This is a genomic window from Cyclobacterium qasimii M12-11B (assembly GCF_000427295.1).
GTDB classification, from domain to species: Bacteria; Bacteroidota; Bacteroidia; order Cytophagales; family Cyclobacteriaceae; genus Cyclobacterium; species Cyclobacterium qasimii.
The window spans coordinates 1-23,765 of record NZ_ATNM01000064.1; the positions used below are offsets into that span (position 1 = coordinate 1).

The 23,765-nt window shown below is 38.7% G+C and carries 26 protein-coding genes and 1 pseudogene; 4 read left to right on the top strand and 23 right to left on the bottom strand.

Annotated elements, in window-relative coordinates:
* From ADICYQ_RS05370 to gpmI, 4 genes are all read right to left on the bottom strand, one after another.
* Window positions 1–396, bottom strand: a 396-nt coding sequence (locus tag ADICYQ_RS05370; RefSeq protein WP_040414692.1) for a helix-turn-helix domain-containing protein, incomplete at its 3' end; no start/stop codon positions are given.
* 112 nt (window positions 397–508) lie between these two features.
* Window positions 509–844, bottom strand: coding sequence for a hypothetical protein (locus tag ADICYQ_RS05375; protein WP_020888999.1), 336 nt, complete (start codon window positions 842–844; stop codon window positions 509–511).
* Window positions 805–1,074, bottom strand: a complete 270-nt coding sequence (locus ADICYQ_RS05380; protein ID WP_152520466.1) for a hypothetical protein — start codon at window positions 1,072–1,074, stop codon at window positions 805–807. Before ADICYQ_RS05380 ends, ADICYQ_RS05375 begins: the two co-directional genes overlap by 40 nt.
* 5 nt (window positions 1,075–1,079) lie before the next feature.
* Complete coding sequence (gene gpmI / locus ADICYQ_RS05385) at window positions 1,080–2,609, bottom strand: 2,3-bisphosphoglycerate-independent phosphoglycerate mutase (RefSeq protein WP_020889001.1); 1,530 nt, start codon at window positions 2,607–2,609, stop codon at window positions 1,080–1,082.
* Between the two features lie 249 nt (window positions 2,610–2,858).
* Between gpmI and ADICYQ_RS05390 the strand changes: the two genes are divergently transcribed.
* Both ADICYQ_RS05390 and nadC read left to right on the top strand, forming a co-directional pair.
* The gene (locus ADICYQ_RS05390) at window positions 2,859–3,260 is read left to right on the top strand and encodes a DUF4783 domain-containing protein (RefSeq protein ID WP_040414695.1); all 402 of its coding nucleotides are present in this window, start codon (window positions 2,859–2,861) and stop codon (window positions 3,258–3,260) included.
* 43 nt (window positions 3,261–3,303) lie between these two features.
* Window positions 3,304–4,158 carry a carboxylating nicotinate-nucleotide diphosphorylase gene (nadC, locus tag ADICYQ_RS05395; RefSeq protein WP_020889003.1) on the top strand — a complete coding sequence of 285 codons (855 nt, stop codon included), beginning with the start codon at window positions 3,304–3,306 and terminating at the stop codon, window positions 4,156–4,158.
* Here nadC and ADICYQ_RS05400 read toward each other — a convergent pair.
* The 7 genes and pseudogenes from ADICYQ_RS05400 to ADICYQ_RS25785 all read right to left on the bottom strand — a co-directional run bounded on the left by ADICYQ_RS05400 (window position 4,139) and on the right by ADICYQ_RS25785 (window position 11,365).
* A pseudogene (locus tag ADICYQ_RS05400) lies at window positions 4,139–5,949 on the bottom strand (ABC transporter ATP-binding protein). The gene nadC and the pseudogene ADICYQ_RS05400 sit on opposite strands and share 20 nt — an antisense overlap.
* 13 nt (window positions 5,950–5,962) lie before the next feature.
* A complete protein-coding gene (locus ADICYQ_RS05405; RefSeq protein ID WP_020889006.1) occupies window positions 5,963–6,322 on the bottom strand; it encodes a DUF6787 family protein in 360 nt (119 codons plus the stop codon).
* Between the two features lie 2 nt (window positions 6,323–6,324).
* Window positions 6,325–7,650, bottom strand: coding sequence for an aspartate kinase (locus ADICYQ_RS05410; RefSeq protein ID WP_020889007.1), 1,326 nt, complete (start codon window positions 7,648–7,650; stop codon window positions 6,325–6,327).
* A 41-nt stretch (window positions 7,651–7,691) separates the two neighbouring features.
* Window positions 7,692–8,168 carry a 6,7-dimethyl-8-ribityllumazine synthase gene (ribH, locus tag ADICYQ_RS05415; RefSeq protein WP_020889008.1) on the bottom strand — a complete coding sequence of 159 codons (477 nt, stop codon included), beginning with the start codon at window positions 8,166–8,168 and terminating at the stop codon, window positions 7,692–7,694.
* A gap of 76 nt (window positions 8,169–8,244) precedes the next feature.
* Window positions 8,245–8,967 carry a tetratricopeptide repeat protein gene (locus ADICYQ_RS05420; RefSeq protein ID WP_020889009.1) on the bottom strand — a complete coding sequence of 241 codons (723 nt, stop codon included), beginning with the start codon at window positions 8,965–8,967 and terminating at the stop codon, window positions 8,245–8,247.
* 354 nt (window positions 8,968–9,321) lie between these two features.
* The gene (locus ADICYQ_RS05425) at window positions 9,322–10,731 is read right to left on the bottom strand and encodes an alkaline phosphatase PhoX (RefSeq protein ID WP_020889011.1); all 1,410 of its coding nucleotides are present in this window, start codon (window positions 10,729–10,731) and stop codon (window positions 9,322–9,324) included.
* A gap of 352 nt (window positions 10,732–11,083) precedes the next feature.
* Entirely contained in the window at window positions 11,084–11,365 is a 282-nt protein-coding gene (locus ADICYQ_RS25785; RefSeq protein WP_020889012.1) for an exonuclease/endonuclease/phosphatase family protein, read from the bottom strand.
* Window positions 11,366–12,124: 759 nt separating this feature from the next.
* Here ADICYQ_RS25785 and ADICYQ_RS25790 point away from each other — a divergent pair.
* Window positions 12,125–13,240 carry a hypothetical protein gene (locus ADICYQ_RS25790; protein ID WP_020889014.1) on the top strand — a complete coding sequence of 372 codons (1,116 nt, stop codon included), beginning with the start codon at window positions 12,125–12,127 and terminating at the stop codon, window positions 13,238–13,240.
* 319 nt (window positions 13,241–13,559) lie between these two features.
* On the top strand, window positions 13,560–14,492 hold the full coding sequence (locus ADICYQ_RS05440; RefSeq protein ID WP_020889015.1) for an SGNH/GDSL hydrolase family protein: 933 nt from the start codon (window positions 13,560–13,562) through the stop codon (window positions 14,490–14,492).
* Between the two features lie 38 nt (window positions 14,493–14,530).
* On the opposite strand, the gene selD is transcribed toward ADICYQ_RS05440, so the two are convergent.
* From selD to ADICYQ_RS05495, 12 genes are all read right to left on the bottom strand, one after another.
* Window positions 14,531–15,571 (bottom strand): selenide, water dikinase SelD, encoded by a 1,041-nt coding sequence (selD, locus tag ADICYQ_RS05445; protein WP_020889016.1) that lies wholly within the window; start codon window positions 15,569–15,571, stop codon window positions 14,531–14,533.
* 14 nt (window positions 15,572–15,585) lie between these two features.
* Window positions 15,586–16,587 (bottom strand): tRNA 2-selenouridine(34) synthase MnmH, encoded by a 1,002-nt coding sequence (gene mnmH / locus ADICYQ_RS05450; RefSeq protein ID WP_020889017.1) that lies wholly within the window; start codon window positions 16,585–16,587, stop codon window positions 15,586–15,588.
* Between the two features lie 221 nt (window positions 16,588–16,808).
* Window positions 16,809–17,681, bottom strand: a complete 873-nt coding sequence (atpG, locus tag ADICYQ_RS05455) for an ATP synthase F1 subunit gamma (protein WP_020889018.1) — start codon at window positions 17,679–17,681, stop codon at window positions 16,809–16,811.
* A gap of 45 nt (window positions 17,682–17,726) precedes the next feature.
* On the bottom strand, window positions 17,727–19,304 hold the full coding sequence (gene atpA / locus ADICYQ_RS05460; protein WP_020889019.1) for a F0F1 ATP synthase subunit alpha: 1,578 nt from the start codon (window positions 19,302–19,304) through the stop codon (window positions 17,727–17,729).
* Between the two features lie 34 nt (window positions 19,305–19,338).
* Complete coding sequence (gene atpH / locus ADICYQ_RS05465; protein WP_020889020.1) at window positions 19,339–19,902, bottom strand: ATP synthase F1 subunit delta; 564 nt, start codon at window positions 19,900–19,902, stop codon at window positions 19,339–19,341.
* Window positions 19,903–19,911: 9 nt separating this feature from the next.
* Entirely contained in the window at window positions 19,912–20,406 is a 495-nt protein-coding gene (locus ADICYQ_RS05470) for a F0F1 ATP synthase subunit B (RefSeq protein ID WP_020889021.1), read from the bottom strand.
* An 81-nt stretch (window positions 20,407–20,487) separates the two neighbouring features.
* Window positions 20,488–20,745, bottom strand: a complete 258-nt coding sequence (atpE, locus tag ADICYQ_RS05475) for an ATP synthase F0 subunit C (RefSeq protein WP_010854327.1) — start codon at window positions 20,743–20,745, stop codon at window positions 20,488–20,490.
* 41 nt (window positions 20,746–20,786) lie between these two features.
* A complete protein-coding gene (gene atpB, locus ADICYQ_RS05480; RefSeq protein WP_040414698.1) occupies window positions 20,787–21,812 on the bottom strand; it encodes a F0F1 ATP synthase subunit A in 1,026 nt (341 codons plus the stop codon).
* An 18-nt stretch (window positions 21,813–21,830) separates the two neighbouring features.
* On the bottom strand, window positions 21,831–22,220 hold the full coding sequence (locus ADICYQ_RS05485) for a hypothetical protein (RefSeq protein ID WP_051160125.1): 390 nt from the start codon (window positions 22,218–22,220) through the stop codon (window positions 21,831–21,833).
* Window positions 22,221–22,266: 46 nt separating this feature from the next.
* Window positions 22,267–22,500 (bottom strand): AtpZ/AtpI family protein, encoded by a 234-nt coding sequence (locus ADICYQ_RS26640; protein WP_081652297.1) that lies wholly within the window; start codon window positions 22,498–22,500, stop codon window positions 22,267–22,269.
* Window positions 22,466–22,885: a bactofilin family protein gene (locus tag ADICYQ_RS05490; RefSeq protein WP_020889024.1), complete on the bottom strand. Its 420-nt coding sequence runs from the start codon at window positions 22,883–22,885 to the stop codon at window positions 22,466–22,468. Before ADICYQ_RS05490 ends, ADICYQ_RS26640 begins: the two co-directional genes overlap by 35 nt.
* 2 nt (window positions 22,886–22,887) lie before the next feature.
* Window positions 22,888–23,754, bottom strand: coding sequence for a M23 family metallopeptidase (locus ADICYQ_RS05495; protein ID WP_020889025.1), 867 nt, complete (start codon window positions 23,752–23,754; stop codon window positions 22,888–22,890).
* Window positions 23,755–23,765: the final 11 nt, after the last annotated feature.

Genomic DNA, 23,765 nt, shown 5'->3' on the forward strand with positions numbered 1-23,765 from the left:
TCCGGGTAAAGACTTTTTTCTGATAGGAATTTTAAATTCTTCTTCAGCAATATCAATCATCATATCAAAGAAGATGGCTTTCTTGTCTGCTGTATGGACCTGCCTTTCAAGCTCCTTCTTCTGCTTTTCTAATAGAAGGACTTTCTGCTCGAGTTCTAACAGTTTCTGATCCTTAGTTTTAGGCATCTTTATAGTGGATTTGTTAATCCAATCAAAGTTACCATATTTTCTTAACCAGTTGGTAACTGTAGAATGTGACTGTATACCATACTTGCGAGCGGCGGCTTTAATTCCCAATTCCCCACATTCTATCTCAGATATTACTGACATTTTAAAAGCATAACTGTAATCGCGTTGGGTACGCTTAACATACTTACTCTCTTGGTCTTCTTTCATAGCTTTACTTTTTGTGTAACGCTATTTCAGGACGGGACATTTGTACCAAAAGAAAAAGCCAGGTAAGAATATCTTACCTGGCTTTTTTATTGCTTATTTTCTTAAGAACATGTCATTTTACTTTTCCTTCTACATGAAGTTTAGTACCTGATAAAAACCAAACTTTTTGATCTCCTGACATTTCATAGGAACTTACTTCCTCATTGTCATCCAGTGTTATCATGCCTTCAACAGTAGAATTGTAAAACATATTACTAATCACTGAAAGGATGGTAATACTAACCACCTTACCAGATTGTTTCCTGACCTTAATCGACTTAATGTTCCCTTTTTCATTGGGCTTAAGCTGATGTATCAATAGTCCAGCTTCCTCCTTGGTCTCATAAGATGTGGCCAAAGCCGCTTTGTTTATATCCGACTGAAAAAGAAATCCAATTCTTGCCTCCATGTTAAACTATCGAGGCTGAAGTCCACTATCTCAGTGTCGTCATTGAAATGAATTTCCTTTACTACCTCTGCAAATTCCAATTTCTCGATACTTTTTTGTAAGAAATCAGAAAGTGGGAAGTAGAGATCAATCTGAGTAGGATTAGCAATTGCTAATTTCTCATCCTTTTTACAGGAAACAAAGGTCCCTACCATAAGCAGCAGGCAAATAACTTTTTGGCACCTGCCCATTTTATTTAAGCTTTCAGAAGGACATTACCTGTCATTTCGACTGGCTTATCCACACCAATAAGCTTTAAGATTGTTGGTGCAAGGTCTCCTAGTTTTCCATCATTTACTTCAAGCCGATCATGTTTATCCACCATAATGCAAGGCACTAAATTGGTAGAATGCGCAGTATTCGGCGAACCGTCAGGATTGATCATAACATCACTGTTACCATGATCTGCAATCACTATAATCGTATAGTCATTGGCCAAGGCCACTTCAATAACTGAATTAGCACATGCATCAACCGCTTCACAAGCTTTCACTGCAGCGTCAAAAACCCCTGTATGTCCCACCATATCTGCGTTAGCGAAATTTAAGCAAATAAAATCAGCTTCCTTTTTAGGAAGTTCTTGATTGATCTTCTTCGCAATTTCAAAAGCAGACATTTCAGGCTGAAGGTCATAAGTAGCTACCTTAGGACTGTTACACAATATCCTGTTCTCCCCTTCAAAAGGCTTTTCCCTTCCTCCAGAAAAGAAGAAAGTAACGTGTGGATATTTTTCAGTTTCAGCAATTCGTATCTGATTCTTATGATTTCTTTCCAACACCTCACCTAAGGTGTTTTTTAGATTATCTTTCTCAAAAACTACTGCGATATCCTTGTATTTCTCGTCATATCGACTGAAAGTGACGTAGTCGAGATCAAGTTTTTTCATGTTGTAATCAGGGAAATCCCTTTGTGTCAACACTTCTGTAATCTCTCTACCTCTATCTGTCCTAAAATTAAAACAGATCACAGTATCTCCTTCTTCTATGGTTGCCAAAGGCTTGCCATCTTCGTCCACCTGTATTATTGGCCGAATGAATTCATCTGTAACTCCATTGGTATAGGATTTCCGAATAGCTGAAAGCATGTCCTTAGACTTTTCACCTTCACCTTTAACCATGGCATCATAAGCCAACTTGACTCTTTCCCATCGGTTATCTCTATCCATGGCATAATACCTACCTACTATAGAGGCCACTTTACCAGTTGAACCTTCACAGTGGCTTTTAAGATCTTCTAAATACCTTAAACCACCTTTAGGGTCAGTATCTCTTCCGTCAGTAAACGCATGAATGAACACATTGTCATCCAATCCATTTGCTTTTGCGGCATCACAAAGACCTTTCAAATGATAAATATGTGCATGGACGCCTCCATCTGAAACCAAACCTACGAGATGTACTTTCTTTCCATTCAATTTGGCATTAGAAAAAGCTTTCTTTAACACAGGGTGATCATTGAGATCACCTTCTTTTACTGCCTTATTAATTTTAACCAAATCCTGATAAACCACTCTACCGGCTCCGATGTTCATATGACCAACCTCTGAATTGCCCATTTGGCCTTCTGGAAGACCAACGGCCAAACCTGAGGCCTCTAATTTAGAGTGAGGATACTTTTCAAATAAACTGTCGATAAAAGGCGTTTTGGCTTTATCAATAGCAGAAACTTCGGGATTTGAGGCTATGCCCCAACCGTCCAGTATCATCAATAAAACTTTTTTATTCATGTCTTTTTCTATTGGTTTCTATCAAATAAAAATTCTGAGGAAATTGCTGTTTTAGTTTCGGGAATCTTTGCGAAATAAACATCCCAGCATTTTATCCATTATCACACAAATATAAGACAATTAAAGATAGGCCTCAGTAAATTGGAAAATAATCTACTCTTGTGATTGGCAAAAGTAAAACCATGGAATTTCATGAAATAAAACTTAAAAATTTTAATATATTGGTCTGGAATTTGATAGAGAATTAATATGTTACGCATTATTACTACATTTCTTTTGGCTGGTATTTTTATATTTTCAAAACCCATAGTGGGTCAGGCCCAAGACAAAGAAACACCCATTATTGTTGCACTTCAGCATGGTTCAAGTAAGGCTGTATCATCATTTTTGGGTGATATGGTAGAAATTCGTTTTGACAATGACAAAAGAGATTTTTCTAAAAATCAAGCTGAAATAGTCTTGGCCAATTTTTTCAAAGGAAATCCAGTAAGTAGTTTTGAACTACTAAAACACCAAAAAATTGATTCTGAAACCAGCTACCTCATAGGCACCTACACCTCCTTAAGCAATAGTTTTAAAGTATTTATTAAAGGCAAGGAATTAAATGACAAAAAATGGTTGGTCTACAGTATGGATTTTGTCAGGGAATAATTATTGCTGTTCGAAGCAAATAATTCATTAATTTTGGTTTATCATGATAGACTATATAACAGAAGATCGGTTAAGCCAATTTATGAAATCAGCGTTTATTGAAGACGTTGGCGAAGGCGATCACTCCACATTGGCGTCCGTACCTGCAAATCAACAAGGGAATGCAAAACTATTGATTAAGGAAAAAGGAATTATAGCCGGGCTAGAGATGGCCAAGAATATTTTCAATTTTTACGATCCTACACTAGAAGTAACCTTGCTATTGAATGATGGAGATGCAGTAAACCCAGGAGACATAGGCCTTACTGTTGCAGGAAGTGCTCAATCTATATTGACTACTGAAAGATTGGTTTTGAACTGCATGCAAAGAATGAGTGGAATAGCCACCAAAACCCACCACATCAATGAGTTAATCAAGCATACAGAAGCAAAATTATTGGATACTCGTAAAACTACGCCAAACTTCCGCATGATGGAAAAATGGGCTGTAGCCATTGGAGGTGGACAAAACCACCGTTATGCTTTGTACGACATGATTATGCTCAAGGACAATCATATCGACTTTGCTGGAGGAATAGCCGAAGCGATAAAAGCCACTCGTTCCTATCTGGAAGATAATCAGTTAGACTTAAAGATAGAGATTGAGACAAGAAATTTGGAAGAAGTTAAAACGGTCCTTGCTATTGGTGGTGTTGACATCATTATGTTAGACAATATGTCTCCTGCCGAAATGAAGGAAGCCGTATTATTGATTAACAATAAATATGTAACTGAAGCCTCCGGAGGGATTGATGAATCCACAATAGCCGCCGTTGCTGAATCAGGGGTAGATTTTATCTCAGTTGGTGCCCTAACCCATCAGGTTCAAAGCCTTGACATCAGTCTAAAGGCTGTTTAGTATCATCAGCAAATTGTAGTTTAACCAAGTGGGCATAATGTCCTCCTTCTTTAGCAGAAAGAGATTCATGATTGCCCTCTTCTATTACTTTACCATCCTTGATCACATAGATTCTATCCACTTTTCTAATTGTGGACAATCTATGTGCTATAATAATGGTGGTCCTCCCTTTCATTAATTTATCCAGCGCTTCCTGCACCAATGATTCCGTTTCAGCATCCAGGGATGAGGTAGCCTCATCCAATATAAGTATGGCTGGGTCTTTTAGTATTGCTCTTGCTATTGCTATCCTTTGTCTTTGTCCTCCAGAAAGCTTAATCCCTCTTTCTCCCACTAAAGTATCCAAACCTTCAGGGAATTTGTCTATAAATTCCAAAGCATTGGCCTGCCTGGCAGCTTCCAGCAATTCTTCGTCAGTAGCATCATGCTTGGCATAGCGAATGTTTTCTCGAATAGATCCTCCAAATAAAAGCACTTCCTGAGGGACCATGCCAATATTGTTTCTCAAAGCCTGAGGATCCCAATCTGCTATAGACTTACCATCCAATAATATGTCACCACTCCCTACATCGTAAAATTTCAGTAGTAGCTGAATAATGGTAGATTTCCCTGCACCACTGTGACCAGCAAGAGCGATTTTCTCTCCTGGTTCCGCATGTATAGAAAGACCATCCAATACCCTATACTCAGGCCTTGTTGGGTAATGGAATAAAACCTGGTCAAACTGAACAGATCCTTTCATTCGGTCGATAGAACTGCCTTTGATTTGTTTCTCTGTAGTCTCATTTAAAATCTCCAAAACCCTTTCTGAAGAACCTATAGCTTTCTGTACCTGACCATAAATATCTCCCAATCCAGCGATGGAGCCTCCTATAAATGTGGTATATAAAACAAAAGAAATAAGATCCCCTACACTCATATCTCCGGCACTTACTAAAGTGGCACCATACCAGATAACAGCAACGATACCTCCAAAGAGCGCGAATATTATAAAGGAAATAAACGCACCTCGGTATCCAGCAGCTTTCAATGCTACCTCTACTACACTGTTCAATTTGTTTCGGTAACGGTTGATCTCATAGGATTCTCCCGTAAAAGATTTCACCGTCACTATGGACTGCAACGTTTCTTCAACTACCACATTGGCTGCGGCGAGATAATCTTGCGTTTTCTTAGATAACTTCCTGATAAATTTCCCGAAAACCATGGCAATCACCACAAGTACAGGAATAGTAATTAACATAAACAGCGTTAACCTTGGAGTGGTATAGAACAAAAAGATTATCCCTGCAAACAAGGTAATGATTTGGCGAAATAGCTCTGCCAAGGTGATGGAAAAGGTGTCTTGCAACATGGTAACGTCAGAGGTGATCCTGCTGATCAATTCTCCTGTTCTACGTTGATCGAAGAATGTCATCGGTAAGCGCACCAATCGCTCATACAAAGCAACCCTAATATCCCGCATTGATTTTTCACTGACTTTGGCAAATAGCCAAACCCTGAAAAAAGAGAAGATACTTTGAATAAAGAGGATGCCAATAAGGATAAAGGCTATACCATTGATGTCGTTTACAATCCAATCCTTCCCAGAAGCTGCATCAATTAATTTCCCAGCTACATAAGGGAAAGTTAAAAGCATCAGGCTCGAAAAAAACAAAAAACCATCCCAATGATAAAAGGCACTTTGTAGGGTATGGCAAACTTGAAAATCCCAAAAAGCTTTTCAAAATTCTTTTTGTTCATTTTTCTTTTGTCACTTTCTTCTATAGGTAAACCTCTTTGCTTGGCCATTTATTAATATTTTTTACCTGTCAACAATTTTAGTATTACTTTTATTTTGGGAGAAAAGCCGTGCCATCCGGCGGAAAAATTGCTTTTCTTTTTCCCAAAAGAAAGCAAACTGCCCAAAAATAAAACCATATATCAAAAGGAATACCTGATATAAAGGCAATACCAACAATAGGTAAAGCATCGTTTTCAAGAAACTACTCTCAGTGGTATCCAGGCCTAAAAAATCAAATATTGGCTGCTTAATAAACAAGATGGTGAAACCTGTACAAGCAAATACCACTAAAACTAAAACAACCTGCCAGAGACTTTTCAGTTTCCATTTGGTTTGTAGCCTTTTCAGAAAATTGGTTTTATTTGTTTCAGGCTCAGCCATTGTTAATTGAAATCAAACAAACCTTTATTCAAGCTTTGCAAGGCTTCGTTTTTATGTTTCCCATCAATTAAAAGAGACACATTGTGCTTGCTTCCACCATAAGAAACCATTCTTAGTGGAAAATCTTCCACACTGGCCATGATTTTATTGAGCACATTTCGCTCTTGCATGATGGAATTACCAACGATACAGATAATAGAAAGGAAATGATCGACTTCCACTTTTCCCAATTTCTGTAATTCTGAAGTTATTTCTTTCAAGTGAGTGGTGTCATCCAAAGTCAGCGAAATGGCCACTTCAGAAGTAGTGATCATGTCAATGGAAGTTTTGTAATTTTCGAATATCTCGAAAACCTTTCTTAAGAACCCATGGGCCAAAAGCATTCGGCTAGACTTGATCTTTACAGCGGTAATCCCATCTTTAGCAGCTATGGCTTTTACGCCAACTGAACCTTCGCCAGCTCCAGTAATGGTAGTCCCAGGAGCGCTGGGTTCCATAGTATTGAGCAGCTTTACAGGAACATTGTGCAATTGGGCAGGCCAAATAGAGGCGGGGTGTAAAATTTTAGCGCCAAAATAAGCCAACTCAGCAGCCTCATCAAAGGACAATTGAGCAATAGGCCTTGTGTGTTCTACTATTCTAGGATCATTGTTATGCATCCCATCTATATCCGTCCATATTTCAACCACCGAAGCATAGATGACTGAGCCAATTAAAGAGGCTGTGTAATCACTTCCGCCTCTTTTTAGGTTATCAACTTCATTCAGGTGATTTTTGCAAATGTATCCTTGAGTAACAAAAATGCTCTCATCAGGATAACCTGCCAATATAGCCTCAAGGTTTTCACCTATTTTGGCAAGATTCGGTTCATTGTTTTCATCTATACACATGAATTCCAATGCAGGAAGAAATACTGCTGCAATCCCCTGCTCTTGAAGAAAGGTATAGAAAAGCTTGGTAGAAAGTAATTCTCCCTGAGCCAGAATATCCTTATTGATCGCTTCGTTGAAGGATATCTTAAGAATTATGGTCAAGAACTCAAAATGTTCGTTGATTATTTGTAATGCTTTAGCTCTTCCTCCATCTGAGGTCAACAATTCCTGGTAAAACTGAAGATAATGCTCGCGAAGGCTTTCTATCTTTTCTTTGGCCTCGTCCTTTTTACCAGCAGATAAGGCGTCACCTATCGCTACCAATACATTGGTAGTACCTGACAATGCAGACAATACCACGATTTTCTTTTCATCATCAAATGTGATCAGGTCCTTTACCTGATGCATTCTTTCCGGTCTTCCTACTGAAGTACCGCCAAATTTCATGATTTTCATTAGAATACCAGATTTATTGTAATATGTTGATTTGTATTGGCTTAAAAGCCTAGCATTTTAATTGCCGTAATGGCTGCTTCATCTCCCTTGTTCCCGTGTTTCCCACCTGCTCTATCCAAAGCTTGCTGTTGATTATCTGGTGTCAACACACCAAAAATAACAGGTTTATCATACTTTAAGCCTACTTGGGTAATTCCATTGGCCACAGCATCACAAATAAAATCAAAATGACGTGTTTCTCCTTGGATGACACAACCTAAGCAAATCACTGCATCGATTTCGTCTAGCTTTGCTAGCCATTGTGCACCAAGGGTAAGTTCAAAAGAACCCGGAACGTTTTTCCTGTAAATATTCTCCTTTTTTGCACCATAGCGCAAAAGGGTCTCAACAGCACCACTGTAAAGGGAGGATGTAATTTCATCATTCCATTCAGCCACTACCAAAGCGAATTTTTTATCACTTATATCCGTTACATTTTCTTGGGTATGCTGACTTAGATTTTTTAATGAAGTAGCCATAAGTTTAAAATTAATTCACAAAAAAAGAGTAAAACCTTTCGGGTCTTACTCTTTAGTATCAATGATTAAATTCATATCAATTAGAAGAAGCCAGACCTTCAAGGCGGGCCTTTTGCTTTCGAGCCTCACTGAATTCATAAGCATCAGAATACTTATTTTCTATTTCTTCGTATGTAGCTATTGCTTGCTTTAATTCACCTGCTTCTTCATAAGCAATGGCAAGTTTGGTCAAATACTTAGGCGTAAAAAACTCATTGGATTTGTAACCCGCAGCGTCTTTATAATAGCTAATAGCATCGTCCAATTGACCAAGCTCCAAATAAGCATCTCCTGTTAGTGCATAAGCATGCGCCTGTACCAGGAAGTCAGATGAAGAAAACTCTTTCAAGTGATCTACAGCAGACTGGAATTCTCCTTTAGAAAGGTAAATAGATCCAGCATAAAAATTTGACAAGTTAGCTGCATCCGTTCCGCCATATTCATCTATGATTTCAAGGAAGCCAGGTTCAACACCATCTCCATTGAGCGCAAAGTCTACACTATCCTGTTCGAAATAGTATACTGCTTGAAACATTTCACCTTGAGCCGTCTTATTCTGATTGGCTTTATGTATTTGAAATCCAACAATCCCTACAATGAGTAATATCCCGAATCCAATGATCCCACCAACTAATTTGGTGTTCTCTTTTAAGAAAGTTTCACCTCTACCAAGACGATCAGCTATTGCTTCAGGATTCTCTAGAAGTTCATTGGATGTATCAGGAGTTGGACTCCCTTTTTTGGTCTTTTGAGTGGCCATCATTTTTAATTTTGAGTGGCAAATATAGATTATGTTTTAATGAATAACAAAACTATTGTGGACTGAGCAGTAAAAAAGAGAAAAGTGACCACATGGGGCTGGTGTTTTTCAAGATTTTATTGCAGATTATCCTTTAGCCTAAAGGTGTGGAAACAATTCTACTTGGCATTTACCAAGCGCTATTTGAATACCTGTGGAATAAAGTCAATAGCCTGTTAATCATTACTATCTCTCTGATTTCACAATTGAAACTCAAAGAGAATAGTTTCCCAAGGTAAGGAACCAAGGGTTAAAATAACAATTCCCCCTCTTCAAACCATGCTGAAGAGGGGGAATTCCTAAGAACTTCTGTTATCAAGTTTTCCAAGGGCCAGTTATGGCCACAGTTATTCCAGGTCCCTGAATATTCACGAAATAGGTTTTTCCAGAGGGTGAAAATACGCCACCAGCTAATTCGGATTCAAAACCTACATTCTCAGCAAGATGGTACAACTCCCCTTTTGGCGTTACTCCCACAAGGAATGGATGCTTGTGATCCTCACACAAAATCACATCGCCCCATGGAGCAACAGCAAGGTTGTCACAACTTTTTAATATTTCTCTGTCAATTGACTCCACAAAAAGGGTCAACTCTCCAGGATTATTCTTTTCTTCAGGTTTACCCTCATTCACACTTGGAGTATAACGAAACACCTGTCCTGCTCCTATCTTGCCTCCATTGGTACAAGCAAAATAAACTTCCTTGTTACCATACCAAATTCCTTCACCTCTAGCAAATACAGCTGCCCCTTTGTCAAAACCTTGAAATCTCAAGTCATCCTCTGGACTATCTACATTTTCAATGTCTATCCAGGTTACTTTATGGCTTTTCATCAATGGAAACTCAGGTCCTTCACTGTCTTCCCAATTTCTGGTGTCCCTGCTTTTTTCTCCCAAAATAACAAGTGCCTGTAATTTCCCTCCTTTGTGTAATTTACCTGGGGTATTAGGAATGTACCGGTAAAAAATACCATCTCCCCTGTCCTCTGTAAGGTACACCACTCCTGATGCGGGGTCAACTGCTACTGCTTCATGATTGAATCTACCCATGGCTTTGATAGGTAGTGGCTTTGCTATTTCAATTTTCTCCGTAGCTGGCACCTCAAATACATAGCCATGGTCTTTCTCAAGACGCCCTTCATATCCGCCCTTTTTCAAGGTACTTTCTTCACAGGTCAACCAACTACCCCAAGGCGTAATGCCACCGGCACAGTTTCTGACAGTTCCAGCCAGGCTAATGAATTGCTTTTCCAAAACGCCTGTGTCTTCGTTATAAACAAAGGTAGACGTTCCACCAAGGCATGGTAACAATCCTTTCCCGAAATCATAAAAATCCTTAGAGGCAAGCTTATCAAGCAATTCATTGTTTTTTCCAAAGCCGGAGTTTTCTAACGAATCCGGGCTAAGCTCATGGTTACGGACTACTATCGTCCTTCCATTCTTACCTTGAAAAGCGCCCATTCCATCTGAGGCTCCGGGTAAATAAAACCCATCGTCCATCTTATCTCCTTTTTTAGTAAGCAGTTTATAAGAAAACCCTTCAGGCAAATTTAATATCCCTGCTGGATCTTTTTTGAGTGGGCCATATCCTAGAACCGCTGGAGCCATTGTGCGACCTAAGGCTTTTCCAGGATTAATTAATTGATAAAGCCCCATAAAGCCAAGTGTGGCCATTCCTGAGGTCTTTATAAAACTTCTTCGAGTGTCTTTGTTGGATGAATTCATATCAGGTTTACAATTGATTACTACAAGCTATACGCTTAAATTCTAAATCATACCAAGTTTTTGATTAAGGATTCCTATTACCTTCAAAAACAGTAAGCAGTTTATTAAAAATCAAAACTAAATCCTAAACCTTATCCGTAAGCGGTTAGAAACTTGGATTATGCCTTAGGATTCGCTTTGATTTGTATAAATCAAAGCGAATCAATGGATTTGGTTACTGGATGGTAGCTACAGGGTACCAACAGCTTGATTTTTGCGTAATTTTAATTCATTACAAAACCTTAAATCCAAACTACATGTTAATTATATATTAATTCAAGGCTACCACATTCATAGTGTGCCAAGCTTCAGTTTAAAATCTTTCACAGTAATGTTGATTCTGAATACTTTCCACCATTGCACCTAGTGGCCAGATAAGAAAAAATAGCCAAGCAATCACTCCCATTACGGGAAAGTGATCCGATGGAAAACAGTTGTAATAGGCTTCTGTAAGTAATCCGTATTTTTTCACCTCAAGTGAATCGCTGACAAAAATAGGATCAATTATCCTGTCATGGCTTTTTGTCAGGTCAAACCCATTGGTGCTTCCGTTGTTTGCATTAACAAAATCGGCCGCTTCATAGGTATCTTTCATACCCGGTGCAACTTTTTAGCAATTGATAAGCCTCAGTAGCTTGGTCGACATTAAAATCTCCCATTAAAAATACTGGCAATTTAGGGGTATTAATAGTTTTGATCTTGTCGAGAATCAGTGGCGCACTTTTGTTTCATGCTTCTACACCGCGATGATCAAAATATGTATGAAAACATAAAAACTTTTCCCGGATCCTATTTCAAGCATTTTGGCCCAAGTAAAAATCCTAGGCAAAGCTGCGCCCCAACTTTTATTTAGAATCGATTTAAATCAAACAATGCCCAAGAAAGATCCTGGGCATTGTCCTACAAATTAATTGTTAATTCTATCCGTTGCGCTTCTTGTCCAACTCTTTGGCTTTCTTATCCGCCCTCTTTTCCATCAGGCTTTTTCCTGCTTTCTTTTTTGGGTCCTTTTTTTCTCCTTTGTCTTTGCTCATTTTAATAGTCTTTGTTGAAAATTTACCAAGTTTTTTTGACAAAAACAAAGCAAAGACCTTTTCTCAATCAATATTTTTTTCACTGGAAGTCTTCTATATAAAAACCATGGAGGCATTTATATAACCACAAATATTTCAGCCACTTACATGAAAATTACTTCCAGAGTATCAAACTCAAAAGTAAAATCACCCTTATTGGCTAGAAGCAGTCACCATTTACAATGTGCCAACTTTTAAATATATAGTACAAAATCTCTGCAAAATCATTAAACTTTGGCTTACCAGCCTAAGCAATTACCTTTGTCATTCAATCCACTATTATGAATCAAATCTCTGATGAAAAAAAGGCAGCCTTAATTTCAGCCATTGACCAATCTGAGAATCCTTTTGTCATTGCCCAAATAGAAGCTCTTTTGAAAAGAGAGCAGTTACTAACCCCTATAGGTGTGCTTTCCAAGGATTACCCGCTTGTGCTCCAGGTTCAATCAACAAGGGATATTTCTTTACAAACAAATCTTTCGATTAAGGCGGTGAATGCCCTCAGCAGGTACCAGGAATTAATCGTTTGGCCAAAATTTCTTGTTTCGCTGACCATGCTATTTATTTCAGCAGCCATCATTAATAATTTCTCCTATGATGAAGGCCATTTACAGTACTCAGCTTTCATTTCCAGCCTGGCTGTTATTTACGGCATATTATGGGTGCTTTTCTTAATGGATGCATTACTCGTTGCACGTCTGGCACATACAAGCAAAGTCAGAATAGCCCAAAGTTCATTTGTTAGAAAAATATTGTCTTTGATTTTTCCTCCCATGGCAATCGGGCAACGCCACCTACTTGAACCGGAAAAGATATGGTTGCCTTTTTATGGATGGTCAAAGTGCAATGAAGGCCTTTTCAATCACCTGAAAAAGCAATTTTCTATTCCCATGATAGTAATTGCCCTTTTAATAATCCCCGTACTGTTGATAGAATGGCAGTTTTATGAAGAAGTAGAAACCTTTTTAAACACAGACTTATCCTTGGTACTTGGATTAGTTCAGGGTTTTATCTGGCTTGCCTTTACTTTTGAATTCCTCCTTCTGATCGCTATTACCGATGATGAATTCACCTACATCAAAAAAAACTGGATAGATCTACTTATCATTCTCCTGCCTTTTGTTTCTTTTGTCAGGTCACTAAGACTGGTAAAAGTGGCCAGGTTATCCCAATTGTCACGTGGGTATAAGTTACGGGCATTGTTGATGAAAGCACGTGAAGGATTTATATTTGCCAGCTTCTTTTACCGATTGATGGCTGTGAAACCAGATTACCAACTTAAGAAGTTGATGAAAAAACTGAATGAGAATCAAAAGGAACGGGAAATAATCGAAGAAGACCTTGCGAAATTATCCGATTGGCTACTTAAAAAGGAGGCCAAGGAAAAAGTCCAATAAACTCAAAATACACATACAATAATAAGAACGCCACCTTTATAGATTAAGAATTTTAATCGCCTGATTTAGGGCGTATTACCTATAAAAAAACCATTCCCCAAGTTTCATTAGGTAAAACAATATGGTCCATAAGCGTTAACCGAAAATTAGGGAAATAAAGCAAAGTTTCTCTAGCGGCATTTTGTCATTCCCCCTAGTAATACTTGGTTAAGCACCGACAATAATAGGCTTATTAAAGCTACTTATTTATATCATCGAATCCGCTTTAAACTAATTTTAAGTATATTGAGGGGAATATTTGATCACTTAATTTTGTCTAATGATGCTTAAATCTATCCTCGGATTTCTCCTATGGGGAATGCTGACCACAAACCTTATCGCCCAAGAAACTTATGATATTCCACCTTCCGCAAAAAAGATTCTTTTTCTCGGCAATAGCATTACTTATGCGGGGCAATATGTAGACTATGTTGAGGCATACCTTAGGCTATCCCACCCTGATAGAGACTGGGACTTTATCAATGTAGGCTTACCTAGTGAAACGGTTTCTGGACTTTCTGAAGAAGGCCATGCTGGCGGCAAATTCCCCAGACCTGACTTGCACGAAAGATTAGATAGGATATTGGATGAAATAAAACCAGATCTTATTTTCTCCAATTATGGAATGAACGATGGTATTTATCTTCCATTTGATGAGGAACGATTTGAGGCGTATAAACAGGGGCAGAGAAAATTACATCAAAAAGCTTTGGCCATAGGTGCTAAAATAATACACAGTACTCCTCCTGTTTATGACGAAAACAAAGGAGCCGCTTACGCCAATGTTCTAGACATCTATTCCTCCTGGCTGGTAAGCCAGCGATATACTGAAAAATGGGAAGTAATTGACTTGCATTGGCCGATGCGCAAATACCAAGAAGACAAAAGACAAAATGACCCTTCTTTTGAATTGGCAAAAGATGGCGTTCATCCCGCTGACCTGGGGCATTGGCTCATGGCAAGAAGCGTACTCCTGGGAATTGGTGAGGTGAAAAACCTGACTGAAGACAACCCTCAAGTGGTTTTTAGTAGTTGGAATCAAGGCTTAGAAGTCCTTGCGCTTGTTAAAGAAAGACAATCCATCACAAAAGACGCCCTACTAAACCTAATCGGTCATAAAAGGCCAGGCATGAAAAAAGGGCTCCCATGGGAAGAAGCGAGTATAAAAAGAGCCGCTATTTTAGATAAAATCAACGCTCTTATTAGAAAATAAGAGCGAAATAACGGCTCTTCTTAATGGATCATAATTTCTTAATTAATATATATGATTTTATCCTTCTTCGGGATAATTTCACCGAAGGAGACCAAGCTATAGCCTTCTTCTTTCATTTTTCTTTCAAATAAATCTGTTTTATTAGGGTCCACGGCCATCAATAACCCACCACTTGTTTGTGGATCTGCTAATATTAGTTTATCCCTGTCCGAGGTTATAACTATGCCATTACCGTAGCTATCCCAGTTTCTATGTGTTCCACCTGGGATACAGTCTAAGTCGATGTACTTTTGTACAAAGCCAAAACATGGGATTTTATCCAGCTCAAGTTGCGCTGAAAATGAAGCCCCCTTGCACATTTCGGTCAGGTGTCCTCCTAAGCCAAAGCCTGTAACATCTGTCATCGCATGAACTTCTGACCAGCCTGCTGCCAATGCACCAATGTCATTTAGCTTAAGCATTGATGTTTTAGCCAGAAGGACATCCGCTTTGTCTGCCAGTTCCTTTTTCTCGGCGGTGGTTACCATCCCAACCCCAATTGGTTTGGTCAAGTACAAACGATCTCCTACTTTTGCGGTACTGTTTCTTTTAACCTGGTTGACAGCTATACTCCCTGTCACAGCCAAACCAAAGATAGGCTCTGGCGCATCTATACTATGGCCTCCTGCTAATGGAATACCTGCTTTATGGCATACTGACCTTCCTCCCTCCAAAACCTTACTAGCCACCGCCGCAGGCAATTTGGAAATAGGCCAGCCCAAAATAGCAATGGCCATTAACGGTTTGGCGCCCATCGCATATATATCACTTAAAGCATTGGTAGCTGCTATGGCTCCAAAGTCAAAAGGATCATCCACTATTGGCATGAAGAAGTCTGTAGTGCTTACGATGGCTGTTTCACCATCTAAACTGATTACTGCTGCATCGTCACTTTCCTCATTCCCTACCAGTAGATTAGGGAAACTTACTTTCCCTGAATCCTCACTTTGGAGGATCTCACTTAAAACTGCTGGAGATATTTTACATCCACAGCCTGCGCCATGACTGTACTTGGTGAGTTTTATTTCCTGATTTTCCATATATTTATTCTACATTAATAAGGGAAGCAGCTACCTCCGATAGGTTCTTTAAACTCATAGGGATTTCCCGTACGATGGTTTTTAGATTTTTTATTAAGCCCTTTGCCATAAGCTTTGTCGTAATAACCTAAAATAATGCTTGCTGCTTGGCTCATCTCTCCATTTTCAATATGACCAATGGCAAGTTCGCAGTTCTCCTTACCCAATTTTTTAGCAATATCATGGGTAGATTGTATCAATTTATCTTTAGGTAAACTCCCATAACCCTTAACCAATACTTCAAGTCTTTGTTCTTTTGGCACAACTATATGGAAGCGAGGAGATTCTTGCATTAGTTGGTACAATGGGGCTATAAGGTGTGCTTTTCCTATTATGAATGACTCATCTTCCAACCAAATGGGTTGTTCAAGAGAGAAACTAAGGAATTTCTCCAAAATATCATTTTGAAATTGTTCAGAAGTTGGCTGCATCTCCTCCATGTGACTTCCAAAGGCTGAGCCCTGATGATGCGCCAACCCTTCGAGATCTACAATCTGAGCACCATTTTTCTCCATTTCCTGAAGTAGGCGGGTTTTCATAGATCCAGTTGTCCCTGCAACAATTTTAAGTTTCAGTGGCTGGTCAAAAAAGGAAAGCAAATAGTTCCTGTAGGACTTGTATCCACCTTTCAAAACATGGATATCAAAACCATAAAGTTCGAGCAACCAGGCAAGACTTGAGGACCGCATACCTCCTCTCCAACAATGGATGAGCAACTTTTTGGAACCTAAGGATTCCGCAATTTCAATAAAGTCCACCAGTTTTGGACCGATCAATTTTAGACCAGCTTTAATTGCCTTCTCTCTACCTTCTTCTTTGTAAATGGTGCCAATTATAGCCCTTTGATCATTGTTAAACAATGGTAAATTTATTGCGCCGGGCATATGACCTGATTCGTACTCTCCAGGAGAACGTGTATCCAAAACAGGAAATTCATTCTTATTTTTTAAAAATTGATCAATTTCAATTACATGCATAAGAAGCGGGCCATTATATCAGGGCAATATTGCGATTTTTCAGTTTGTCTAAACCAAGGTAAGTATCAATAACCACTTAATAAACAGACACAAATGGATTTTCTTTACTTAGGTCAAGTTAACAATAAAAGTGCAGAATACGCAAAATGAATCCATTCTGCTAAAACCAAAAAACCGGTTGTTTTCACAACCGGTTTCATTTAATAAAAGTTTATTTTTTACTATTTACCTTCTAAGGCATTCGCACCAGCAACGATTTCTAAAATCTCGTTGGTAATGGCTGCTTGCCTTGTTCTATTGTAAACTAGTTTTAAATCTTTCAATAGATCTCCAGCATTGTCAGTCGCCTTACTCATCGCTGTCATTCTGGCGCCATGCTCTGAAGCATTACTGTCCAAAATGGCTTTGTAAAATTGTATTTTCAAAGAATTAGGCACTAGCTCCTCAATGATATAATCTCTGGAAGGTTCCACGATATAATCTTGTTGAGCCTTGTTTTCCTCTCCGTCTGCATCCAGTTTGCTTATTGGAAGAAACTGTTCTTTAACAACAACTTGAGTAGCTACATTTTTAAACTGGTTGTATACCAGAATCACCTGATCAAATTCTCCACCAACGAAGGACTCCATCACAAACTCAGCAGCCTCTTTTATTGGTTGGAAAGCAATTTTTTCAAACAATCCAGCGTAGTCAGAAACCAATGGAAAGTTTTGCTTCTTAAAGAAGTCCATTGCCTTTTTCCCTACAGGCATTACCGTGATTTTCTTATCCGGATTTTCTAAGAAAACTGCATTAGTTGCTTTAATAACATTAGAATTAAAAGCACCACACAGGCCTTTATCGGATGTAATAGGAATAACCAGTAAGTTGCTTACACTACGTTCCTGAGCATACACGATATCTGCTACTCCTTCTGCTCCTGAAGAAATATTATTTAGGATGGAAGTCAGTTTTTGAGAATAGGGTCTCATCTGCACAATTTTCTCTTGTGCCCTTCTCAATTTAGCAGCAGCCACCATTTTCATGGCTTTGGTAATCTGCTGGGTAGAGCTTACCGAATTGATCCTTTCTTTTACTTCCTTTAGATTCGCCATAATTATTCTATATCCTTCTTATATACTATTTAAGACCAGTGCTAATTAAGCTTTGTATTTAGGAGCTAACTCCTCAATCGCTTTCTTAAGCAAATTGCCTGTAGTATCCAGATCTCCCTTATTGATAGCAGTAAGTGCTTCAGGATATTGAGCAATAATAAGATTATAAAAATCTTTTTCGAATTCTCTAACTCTATTTACAGGTATACTATCTAATAAACCTCTAGAAGAAGCAAAGATAATGGCTACCTGAAGGTCTACTCTTACAGGAGAATATTGTCCTTGTTTTAGTATTTCCTGATTTCTTCTACCTCTTTCGATCGTTCTTTTAGTAGTAGGGTCAAGATCTGATCCAAACTTAGAGAAGGCTTCCAATTCACGGAAAGCTGCCTGATCTAGTTTCAAAGTACCGGCCACTTTTTTCATGGCTTTGATCTGAGCGTTACCACCAACACGTGATACAGAAATACCTACGTTAATTGCAGGACGAATACCAGCATTGAAAAGGTTAGTTTCCAAGAATATCTGTCCGTCTGTAATTGAAATAACGTTGGTAGGGATGTAGGCAGAAACGTCACCAGCTTGTGTTTCGATAATAGGCAAAGCAGTAAGAGAACCGCCTCCTTTTACCAATGGAACCAAGGATGGTGGCAAATCATTCATTTGCCTTGCTATCTCATCAGAAGAGTTAATCTTCGCCGCTCTTTCTAATAATCTGGAGTGAAGGTAAAATACATCACCAGGGTATGCTTCACGTCCTGGAGGTCTTCTCAACAACAAAGAAACCTCACGGTAAGCAACAGCTTGCTTGGAAAGATCATCATAAACTACCAATGCTGGCTTTCCAGTATCTCTGAAAAATTCACCAATAGTAGCTCCCGTAAATGGGGCAAAGAATTGCATAGGTGCAGGATCTGCAGCAGATGCACTTACGATGACAGTATATGGCAAAGCACCACCTTTTTCAAGAGCAGCAACCACGTTAGCAACGGTAGAAGCTTTTTGGCCTATCGCTACATAAATACAGAATACAGGCTCTCCTTTATCGTAAAATTCCTTTTGGTTAAGGATAGTATCAATCGCAACAGCAGTTTTACCTGTTTGTCTGTCACCAATGATCAATTCCCTTTGTCCTCTACCAATAGGAATCATAGCATCAATAGATTTGATACCAGTTTGTAAAGGCTCAGTTACCGGCTGACGGTAAATTACACCTGGAGCTTTTCTTTCAAGAGGCATTTCATAGAGATCTCCTTGGAGTTCACCTTTACCATCAATAGGAACTCCCAAGGTGTTTACCACCCTACCCAACATACCATTACCAACTTTAATGGAGGCAATCCTTTTAGTTCTCTTAACGGTATCGCCTTCTCTTACGGATTTAGCTTCTCCAAAGAGTACAGCACCTACATTGTCTTCTTCTAAATTAAGAACCATGGCTCTTAAGCCATTGTCAAATTCGATCAACTCTCCAGCTTGCACTTTAGAAAGTCCATAAATTCGGGCTACACCGTCACCGACTTGGAGCACAGTACCCACTTCTTCCAATTCTGCTTGTGTTTTGGCTTCCGAGAGTTGTTCTTTCAATATTGCCGAAACTTCATCAGGTCTTACATCTGCCATTGTTGTATAGTATTATTGATTACAGCTTAATTTCTTAATAATATTTTTTCTCATACAAGTTCTGGGTGAAATCCAGACGCAATTGTTGCAACTTACTCTTGATGGATTCATCAAGTTGTTTGTCACCGATTCTAAGAACAAAACCACCAATAAGGTTTGGATTGATCTTCTCTATGAGTTTCACTTTATCTTTGCCAGAAACTTCCTTGACGATCTCTTTAAAAGAATTTCGCAATTCATCATCTAGCTGAATGGTACTTACCACTTCTGCAGTTTGTATTCCAAGGTGTTCATTGTATAACCTGAAAAACGCACTGGCCATTTCTGGAAGAAATGCTGTTCTGCCTTTCTCACCAACTAATTCAAAAAACTTTATCGTCAATGCAGAGGCTTTTTTCCCAGCAAGTAACTTTAAAATATTTAATTTTTTCTCAGAACTTATGACAGGACTTTTAACCATGTCTGAAAAAGATGAATCTTCGGTACTCAAAGACAGGACAGTTGCCATATCTAAATGCACTTGTTCCAATTCATTTCTCTCTACTGCCAGTTCCAGCAGTGATTTTGCGTAACGAGAAGCTACTCTGTATGCTGACATTCCTGTAGGTTAGTTTAATTTTATATCCTTAACAAATTCTTCTACTAGTTCTTTTTGCGAAGCTTCACTAGAGAGATTTTTTCTCATTAGTTTTTCAGCTACGTCTAAAGAAAGTTCAGCTACCTGAATTTTAACATCCGTTAAGGCTGCTTGCTTTTCAGTTTCTATTATAGCTTTGGCATCTTCGATCATTTTCGCACCTGCTTTGGCCGCTTCATCCTTTGCGATTTCCATCGTTTGGGAGGCAAATTCATTTGCTGATTTCAAAATTTCATCTCTTTCAACTCTGGCTTCTTGAAGAAGACGTTCATTGTCAGAAACAAGATTTTCCATTTCAAGCCTTGCATTTTCAGCTTCACTTAAGGATGCTTCAATAGTACCCTCTCGTTCATCAAGCGCTGAAAGAATTGGCTTCCAAGCAAATTTGGCTAAAATGAAAAATAAGATGGCAAAGCCTATCAGTTGCCAAATAATCAAACCTAAATCAGGAGTAATCAGATCCATTTCTTGTATTTTTTAAGCTAAATATCAGTTTTGTTCAATAATTAAGAAAGGACCGGCCTAACGCCGGTCCAATTTCTGTTTCTAGAAAGTAAGATTTCCGTTAAGTGCGATAAGTAGACAAACTACTACAGCAAACAAGGAAACTACTTCAATAAGGGCAGCGATGATCAACATTGCAGTCTGGATTTTACCAGCAGCCTCAGGCTGACGTGCAATACCTTCCATGGCTTGTCCACCAATTCTACCAATACCTAGACCTGCGCCTATCGCAACAATTCCAGCACCGATACCAGCACCCATAAGTGCAAAACCGGCAGTCAATAATAATGAAGTTAACATACTCGTTTTTTATTTAATTTAATTGAACAAAGAATTCATAATTAATGCTCATGTCCGTGCTCAGCTACAGCTGAACCAATGTACATGGCAGAGAATAAAGTAAATACATAAGCCTGAATAGTGGCTACCAGTAATTCGATCACATTAATGAATACTATCATCAATGTGGAAGCTACGCCTACTGCGTAGGATTCAAATACGAAGATCAATCCTATGAAACTAAGGATAACAATATGACCTGCGGTAATGGCAACAAAAAGTCGGACCATCAAGGCTGCTGGCTTGGTAACAAAAGCACCTAAAATTTCCACTGGAACCAAAATAGGCAAAATGGCCTTAGGTACACCCGGAGTAGCAAATATGTGCTTCCAATACTCTTTATTCCCGTTTAAATTGGTAATGAAGAAGGTTATCATGGCCAAAGTAGCCGTCACCGCTATATTTCCTGTAAGGTTGGCTGCACCTGGCAATAATCCCAAAAGATTTCCTATCCAGATAAAGAAGAATAAGGTCAAAAGGTAGGGAGTGAATTTTTTGTATTTAGGGCCAATGTTTGGGCGTGCTATTTCGTCTCTAACAAAGATAACGATAGGCTCTATAAATGAGGCGATACCTTTTGGCGCTTTGTTCGGATGCTTTTTATAGTAACTAGAAGCAGAAAGCATAAGGTAAAAAATTACTGCCAATACCAAAATCAGCATGGCAACATTCTTTGTGATACTCAAATCAGTAAAAGACCTACTTTCATCTACTGACTGAAGCTTGTCATGCTCATCTATATAGTATCCGTTATGCTCCACCCCAAAATGGTGGGTATCCGGATCTACAAAAGCAGAAGAGGAATAAAACTCAACACCTCTGTCAGATGAATAGACAATGACAGGAAGAGAGAGTGTTACATGAGTATGCCCCACAGTGGCAAAATGCCATTCATGAGAATCCTTAATGTGGTGCATAATGAAGCTCGTTTTGTCTTCATCTTCACCTGAGGCAGCCATAACTGCTGCAGAAAATGTCAGTAAAACTACTGACATTAAGATACTTAATTTAATAACTTTGCGGACCATCAAAACAATTTTTATCCCCTATTTCGAATGAAGGCGCAAATTAGTTATTAAGCCGTACATATCAAACAATAAGTACAACAAATAAATGATAAAGAAATCCACGACAAACCAAAGTAAATTTTCATGACCAAGCCATAAAATGAAAAAAACGAAGACAATACAACAAAGAAGTCTTATAATGGTGGTTCCCAAAATGACTGAAACACTAGTAAATGTTTCTAATTTCATCAATTTACCTGCTAAAAAACCTGTTACTCCAGTAAGCACAGCAAAGAAAAATAGTATTGGATAAATCAAGATATGCAACCAAGGTCCAGGCAATAATTGCTCGAAAAGCCATATTACTACCGCCAGAAGCAATGTAAAAAAAAGTAAACTTAGAAATGGGTTTTTAAATAGCGCCTTCATTTGATATGTTTTTTTCTTGGGGCATAATGAAAGGCGAAACCTGACTTTATTTATTATTCTTGGGAGAGATCGACTTGAAAAGCTGATAAAAAGCTATGGCTGTAGAAAGAAAGCAACCCAGCAACAAGTAAAGTGGGAACTCCATGTTGCTTCTTAAATGTAACCTGTATCCCAGATAGCTACCAAGTCCTATAATGGTACACATCTGAAAGGCCAATCCAAAGTATTTCACATATACTGGAGGATCAGTTTGAGGAGGCTTGTTTTTTGGTGTCGCCATCTTTTCTTTCCACTTTTAATTGGCTATTGTTACCCATGTTGCATTTACCGTTAAACTCTGCGCCGTTTTCTATGATCAATTTTTTGGTGTAAATATCACCATAGATCAACGCTGATTTTTTCAGGAAAAGGGATTCAGAACAATAGATGTCTCCTTTGATCTGACCTGAAATTTCCACATCCTCGGCCCTAACGTCTCCATTTACCTTAGCAGACTCTCCGATAATAATCTTTTTTTGAGAATCCAAAGATCCGTCCACGGTGCCTTCTACCCGGATATTTCCTTGAGAACCAATATTTCCTACTATAACTGTTCCTAATGCCACCAAATTACTGGAGGTAACCAGTTCTGTGGTGTTTTTTCTATCATCAGTATTTTTTGCCATATCTAATCAAATGTAATAAATTCTTGGGGATCGAGTGGATTTCCTCTGTACCACAGCTCAAGGTGCAAGTGCTGCCCCGTAGTTTGCTCACCGGTATTTCCGATTATTGATAATATCTCCCCACCACGGATAGGGTCTCCAATGGATTTCAATATTACAGAATTATGTTTATAAATCGAAATCAATTCATTCGAATGCTGTACTGCTACTACATAGCCGGTCTCTAACGTCCAGCTGGAGAAAATCACTGTACCATCTGCAATCGCTTTAACAGGCTCATTCTCTGCCGCAACTACATCCACTCCAAAATGATTTTGACTTAGAGAAAAGGCGCTTGTCACAACCCCTTTTACAGGAGGGAAAAAATAATTGTCCGAAAATGAACCGCTACTTATTCTTCCAAAACTGGTCTCTTCTAAAGGAAGTGATTCAAACTCACCAATAATTTGCTTGGTAGCATCACTGCTTTTATAAAGGTCTATTGCATCCCTGTTTACCAATTTGTTTGCCGTATCAGGCCTAACAGGCCTATCGTTTTCAAATTCACCAGAAATGACACTCTGAATGTTCTTGACATATTGATCCTTTGCATCTACCTCCATGATAAGAGAATCAATCGTTTCAGATAGGGTATGGATTTTTACCATGTTTTCTGTTTCTATATAGACCGGGTCAAACCACCTAGCCAATAAGCTTTTGGATAAAAACAAAGAAATCACAAAACAGGTCATAAATACCAGAACCAACAATAATCCAACCCTGATCTTCGTAATATTAAATGAGGTAATGACCGAGAAGTCCTCTTCCTTTCTAATTACTATCAGGAACTTGGTTTCTATCCAGTCGTTTATTTTCTGTTTAAGGCTCAATGGACACTTGT

Bases quoted from the DNA above. Each gene is read 5' to 3' on its own strand.
- ADICYQ_RS05375 (WP_020888999.1), bottom strand. From the start codon at position 844: ATGGAGGCAAGAATTGGATTTCTTTTTCAGTCGGATATAAACAAAGCG.
- ADICYQ_RS05380 (WP_152520466.1), bottom strand. From the start codon at position 1,074: ATGGGCAGGTGCCAAAAAGTTATTTGCCTGCTGCTTATGGTAGGGACC.
- gpmI (WP_020889001.1), bottom strand. From the start codon at position 2,609: ATGAATAAAAAAGTTTTATTGATGATACTGGACGGTTGGGGCATAGCC.
- ADICYQ_RS05390 (WP_040414695.1), top strand. From the start codon at position 2,859: ATGTTACGCATTATTACTACATTTCTTTTGGCTGGTATTTTTATATTT.
- nadC (WP_020889003.1), top strand. From the start codon at position 3,304: ATGATAGACTATATAACAGAAGATCGGTTAAGCCAATTTATGAAATCA.
- ADICYQ_RS05405 (WP_020889006.1), bottom strand. From the start codon at position 6,322: ATGGCTGAGCCTGAAACAAATAAAACCAATTTTCTGAAAAGGCTACAA.
- ADICYQ_RS05410 (WP_020889007.1), bottom strand. From the start codon at position 7,650: ATGAAAATCATGAAATTTGGCGGTACTTCAGTAGGAAGACCGGAAAGA.
- ribH (WP_020889008.1), bottom strand. From the start codon at position 8,168: ATGGCTACTTCATTAAAAAATCTAAGTCAGCATACCCAAGAAAATGTA.
- ADICYQ_RS05420 (WP_020889009.1), bottom strand. From the start codon at position 8,967: ATGGCCACTCAAAAGACCAAAAAAGGGAGTCCAACTCCTGATACATCC.
- ADICYQ_RS05425 (WP_020889011.1), bottom strand. From the start codon at position 10,731: ATGAATTCATCCAACAAAGACACTCGAAGAAGTTTTATAAAGACCTCA.
- ADICYQ_RS25785 (WP_020889012.1), bottom strand. From the start codon at position 11,365: ATGAAAGATACCTATGAAGCGGCCGATTTTGTTAATGCAAACAACGGA.
- ADICYQ_RS25790 (WP_020889014.1), top strand. From the start codon at position 12,125: ATGAATCAAATCTCTGATGAAAAAAAGGCAGCCTTAATTTCAGCCATT.
- ADICYQ_RS05440 (WP_020889015.1), top strand. From the start codon at position 13,560: ATGATGCTTAAATCTATCCTCGGATTTCTCCTATGGGGAATGCTGACC.
- selD (WP_020889016.1), bottom strand. From the start codon at position 15,571: ATGGAAAATCAGGAAATAAAACTCACCAAGTACAGTCATGGCGCAGGC.
- mnmH (WP_020889017.1), bottom strand. From the start codon at position 16,587: ATGCATGTAATTGAAATTGATCAATTTTTAAAAAATAAGAATGAATTT.
- atpG (WP_020889018.1), bottom strand. From the start codon at position 17,681: ATGGCGAATCTAAAGGAAGTAAAAGAAAGGATCAATTCGGTAAGCTCT.
- atpA (WP_020889019.1), bottom strand. From the start codon at position 19,304: ATGGCAGATGTAAGACCTGATGAAGTTTCGGCAATATTGAAAGAACAA.
- atpH (WP_020889020.1), bottom strand. From the start codon at position 19,902: ATGTCAGCATACAGAGTAGCTTCTCGTTACGCAAAATCACTGCTGGAA.
- ADICYQ_RS05470 (WP_020889021.1), bottom strand. From the start codon at position 20,406: ATGGATCTGATTACTCCTGATTTAGGTTTGATTATTTGGCAACTGATA.
- atpE (WP_010854327.1), bottom strand. From the start codon at position 20,745: ATGTTAACTTCATTATTATTGACTGCCGGTTTTGCACTTATGGGTGCT.
- atpB (WP_040414698.1), bottom strand. From the start codon at position 21,812: ATGGTCCGCAAAGTTATTAAATTAAGTATCTTAATGTCAGTAGTTTTA.
- ADICYQ_RS05485 (WP_051160125.1), bottom strand. From the start codon at position 22,220: ATGAAGGCGCTATTTAAAAACCCATTTCTAAGTTTACTTTTTTTTACA.
- ADICYQ_RS26640 (WP_081652297.1), bottom strand. From the start codon at position 22,500: ATGGCGACACCAAAAAACAAGCCTCCTCAAACTGATCCTCCAGTATAT.
- ADICYQ_RS05490 (WP_020889024.1), bottom strand. From the start codon at position 22,885: ATGGCAAAAAATACTGATGATAGAAAAAACACCACAGAACTGGTTACC.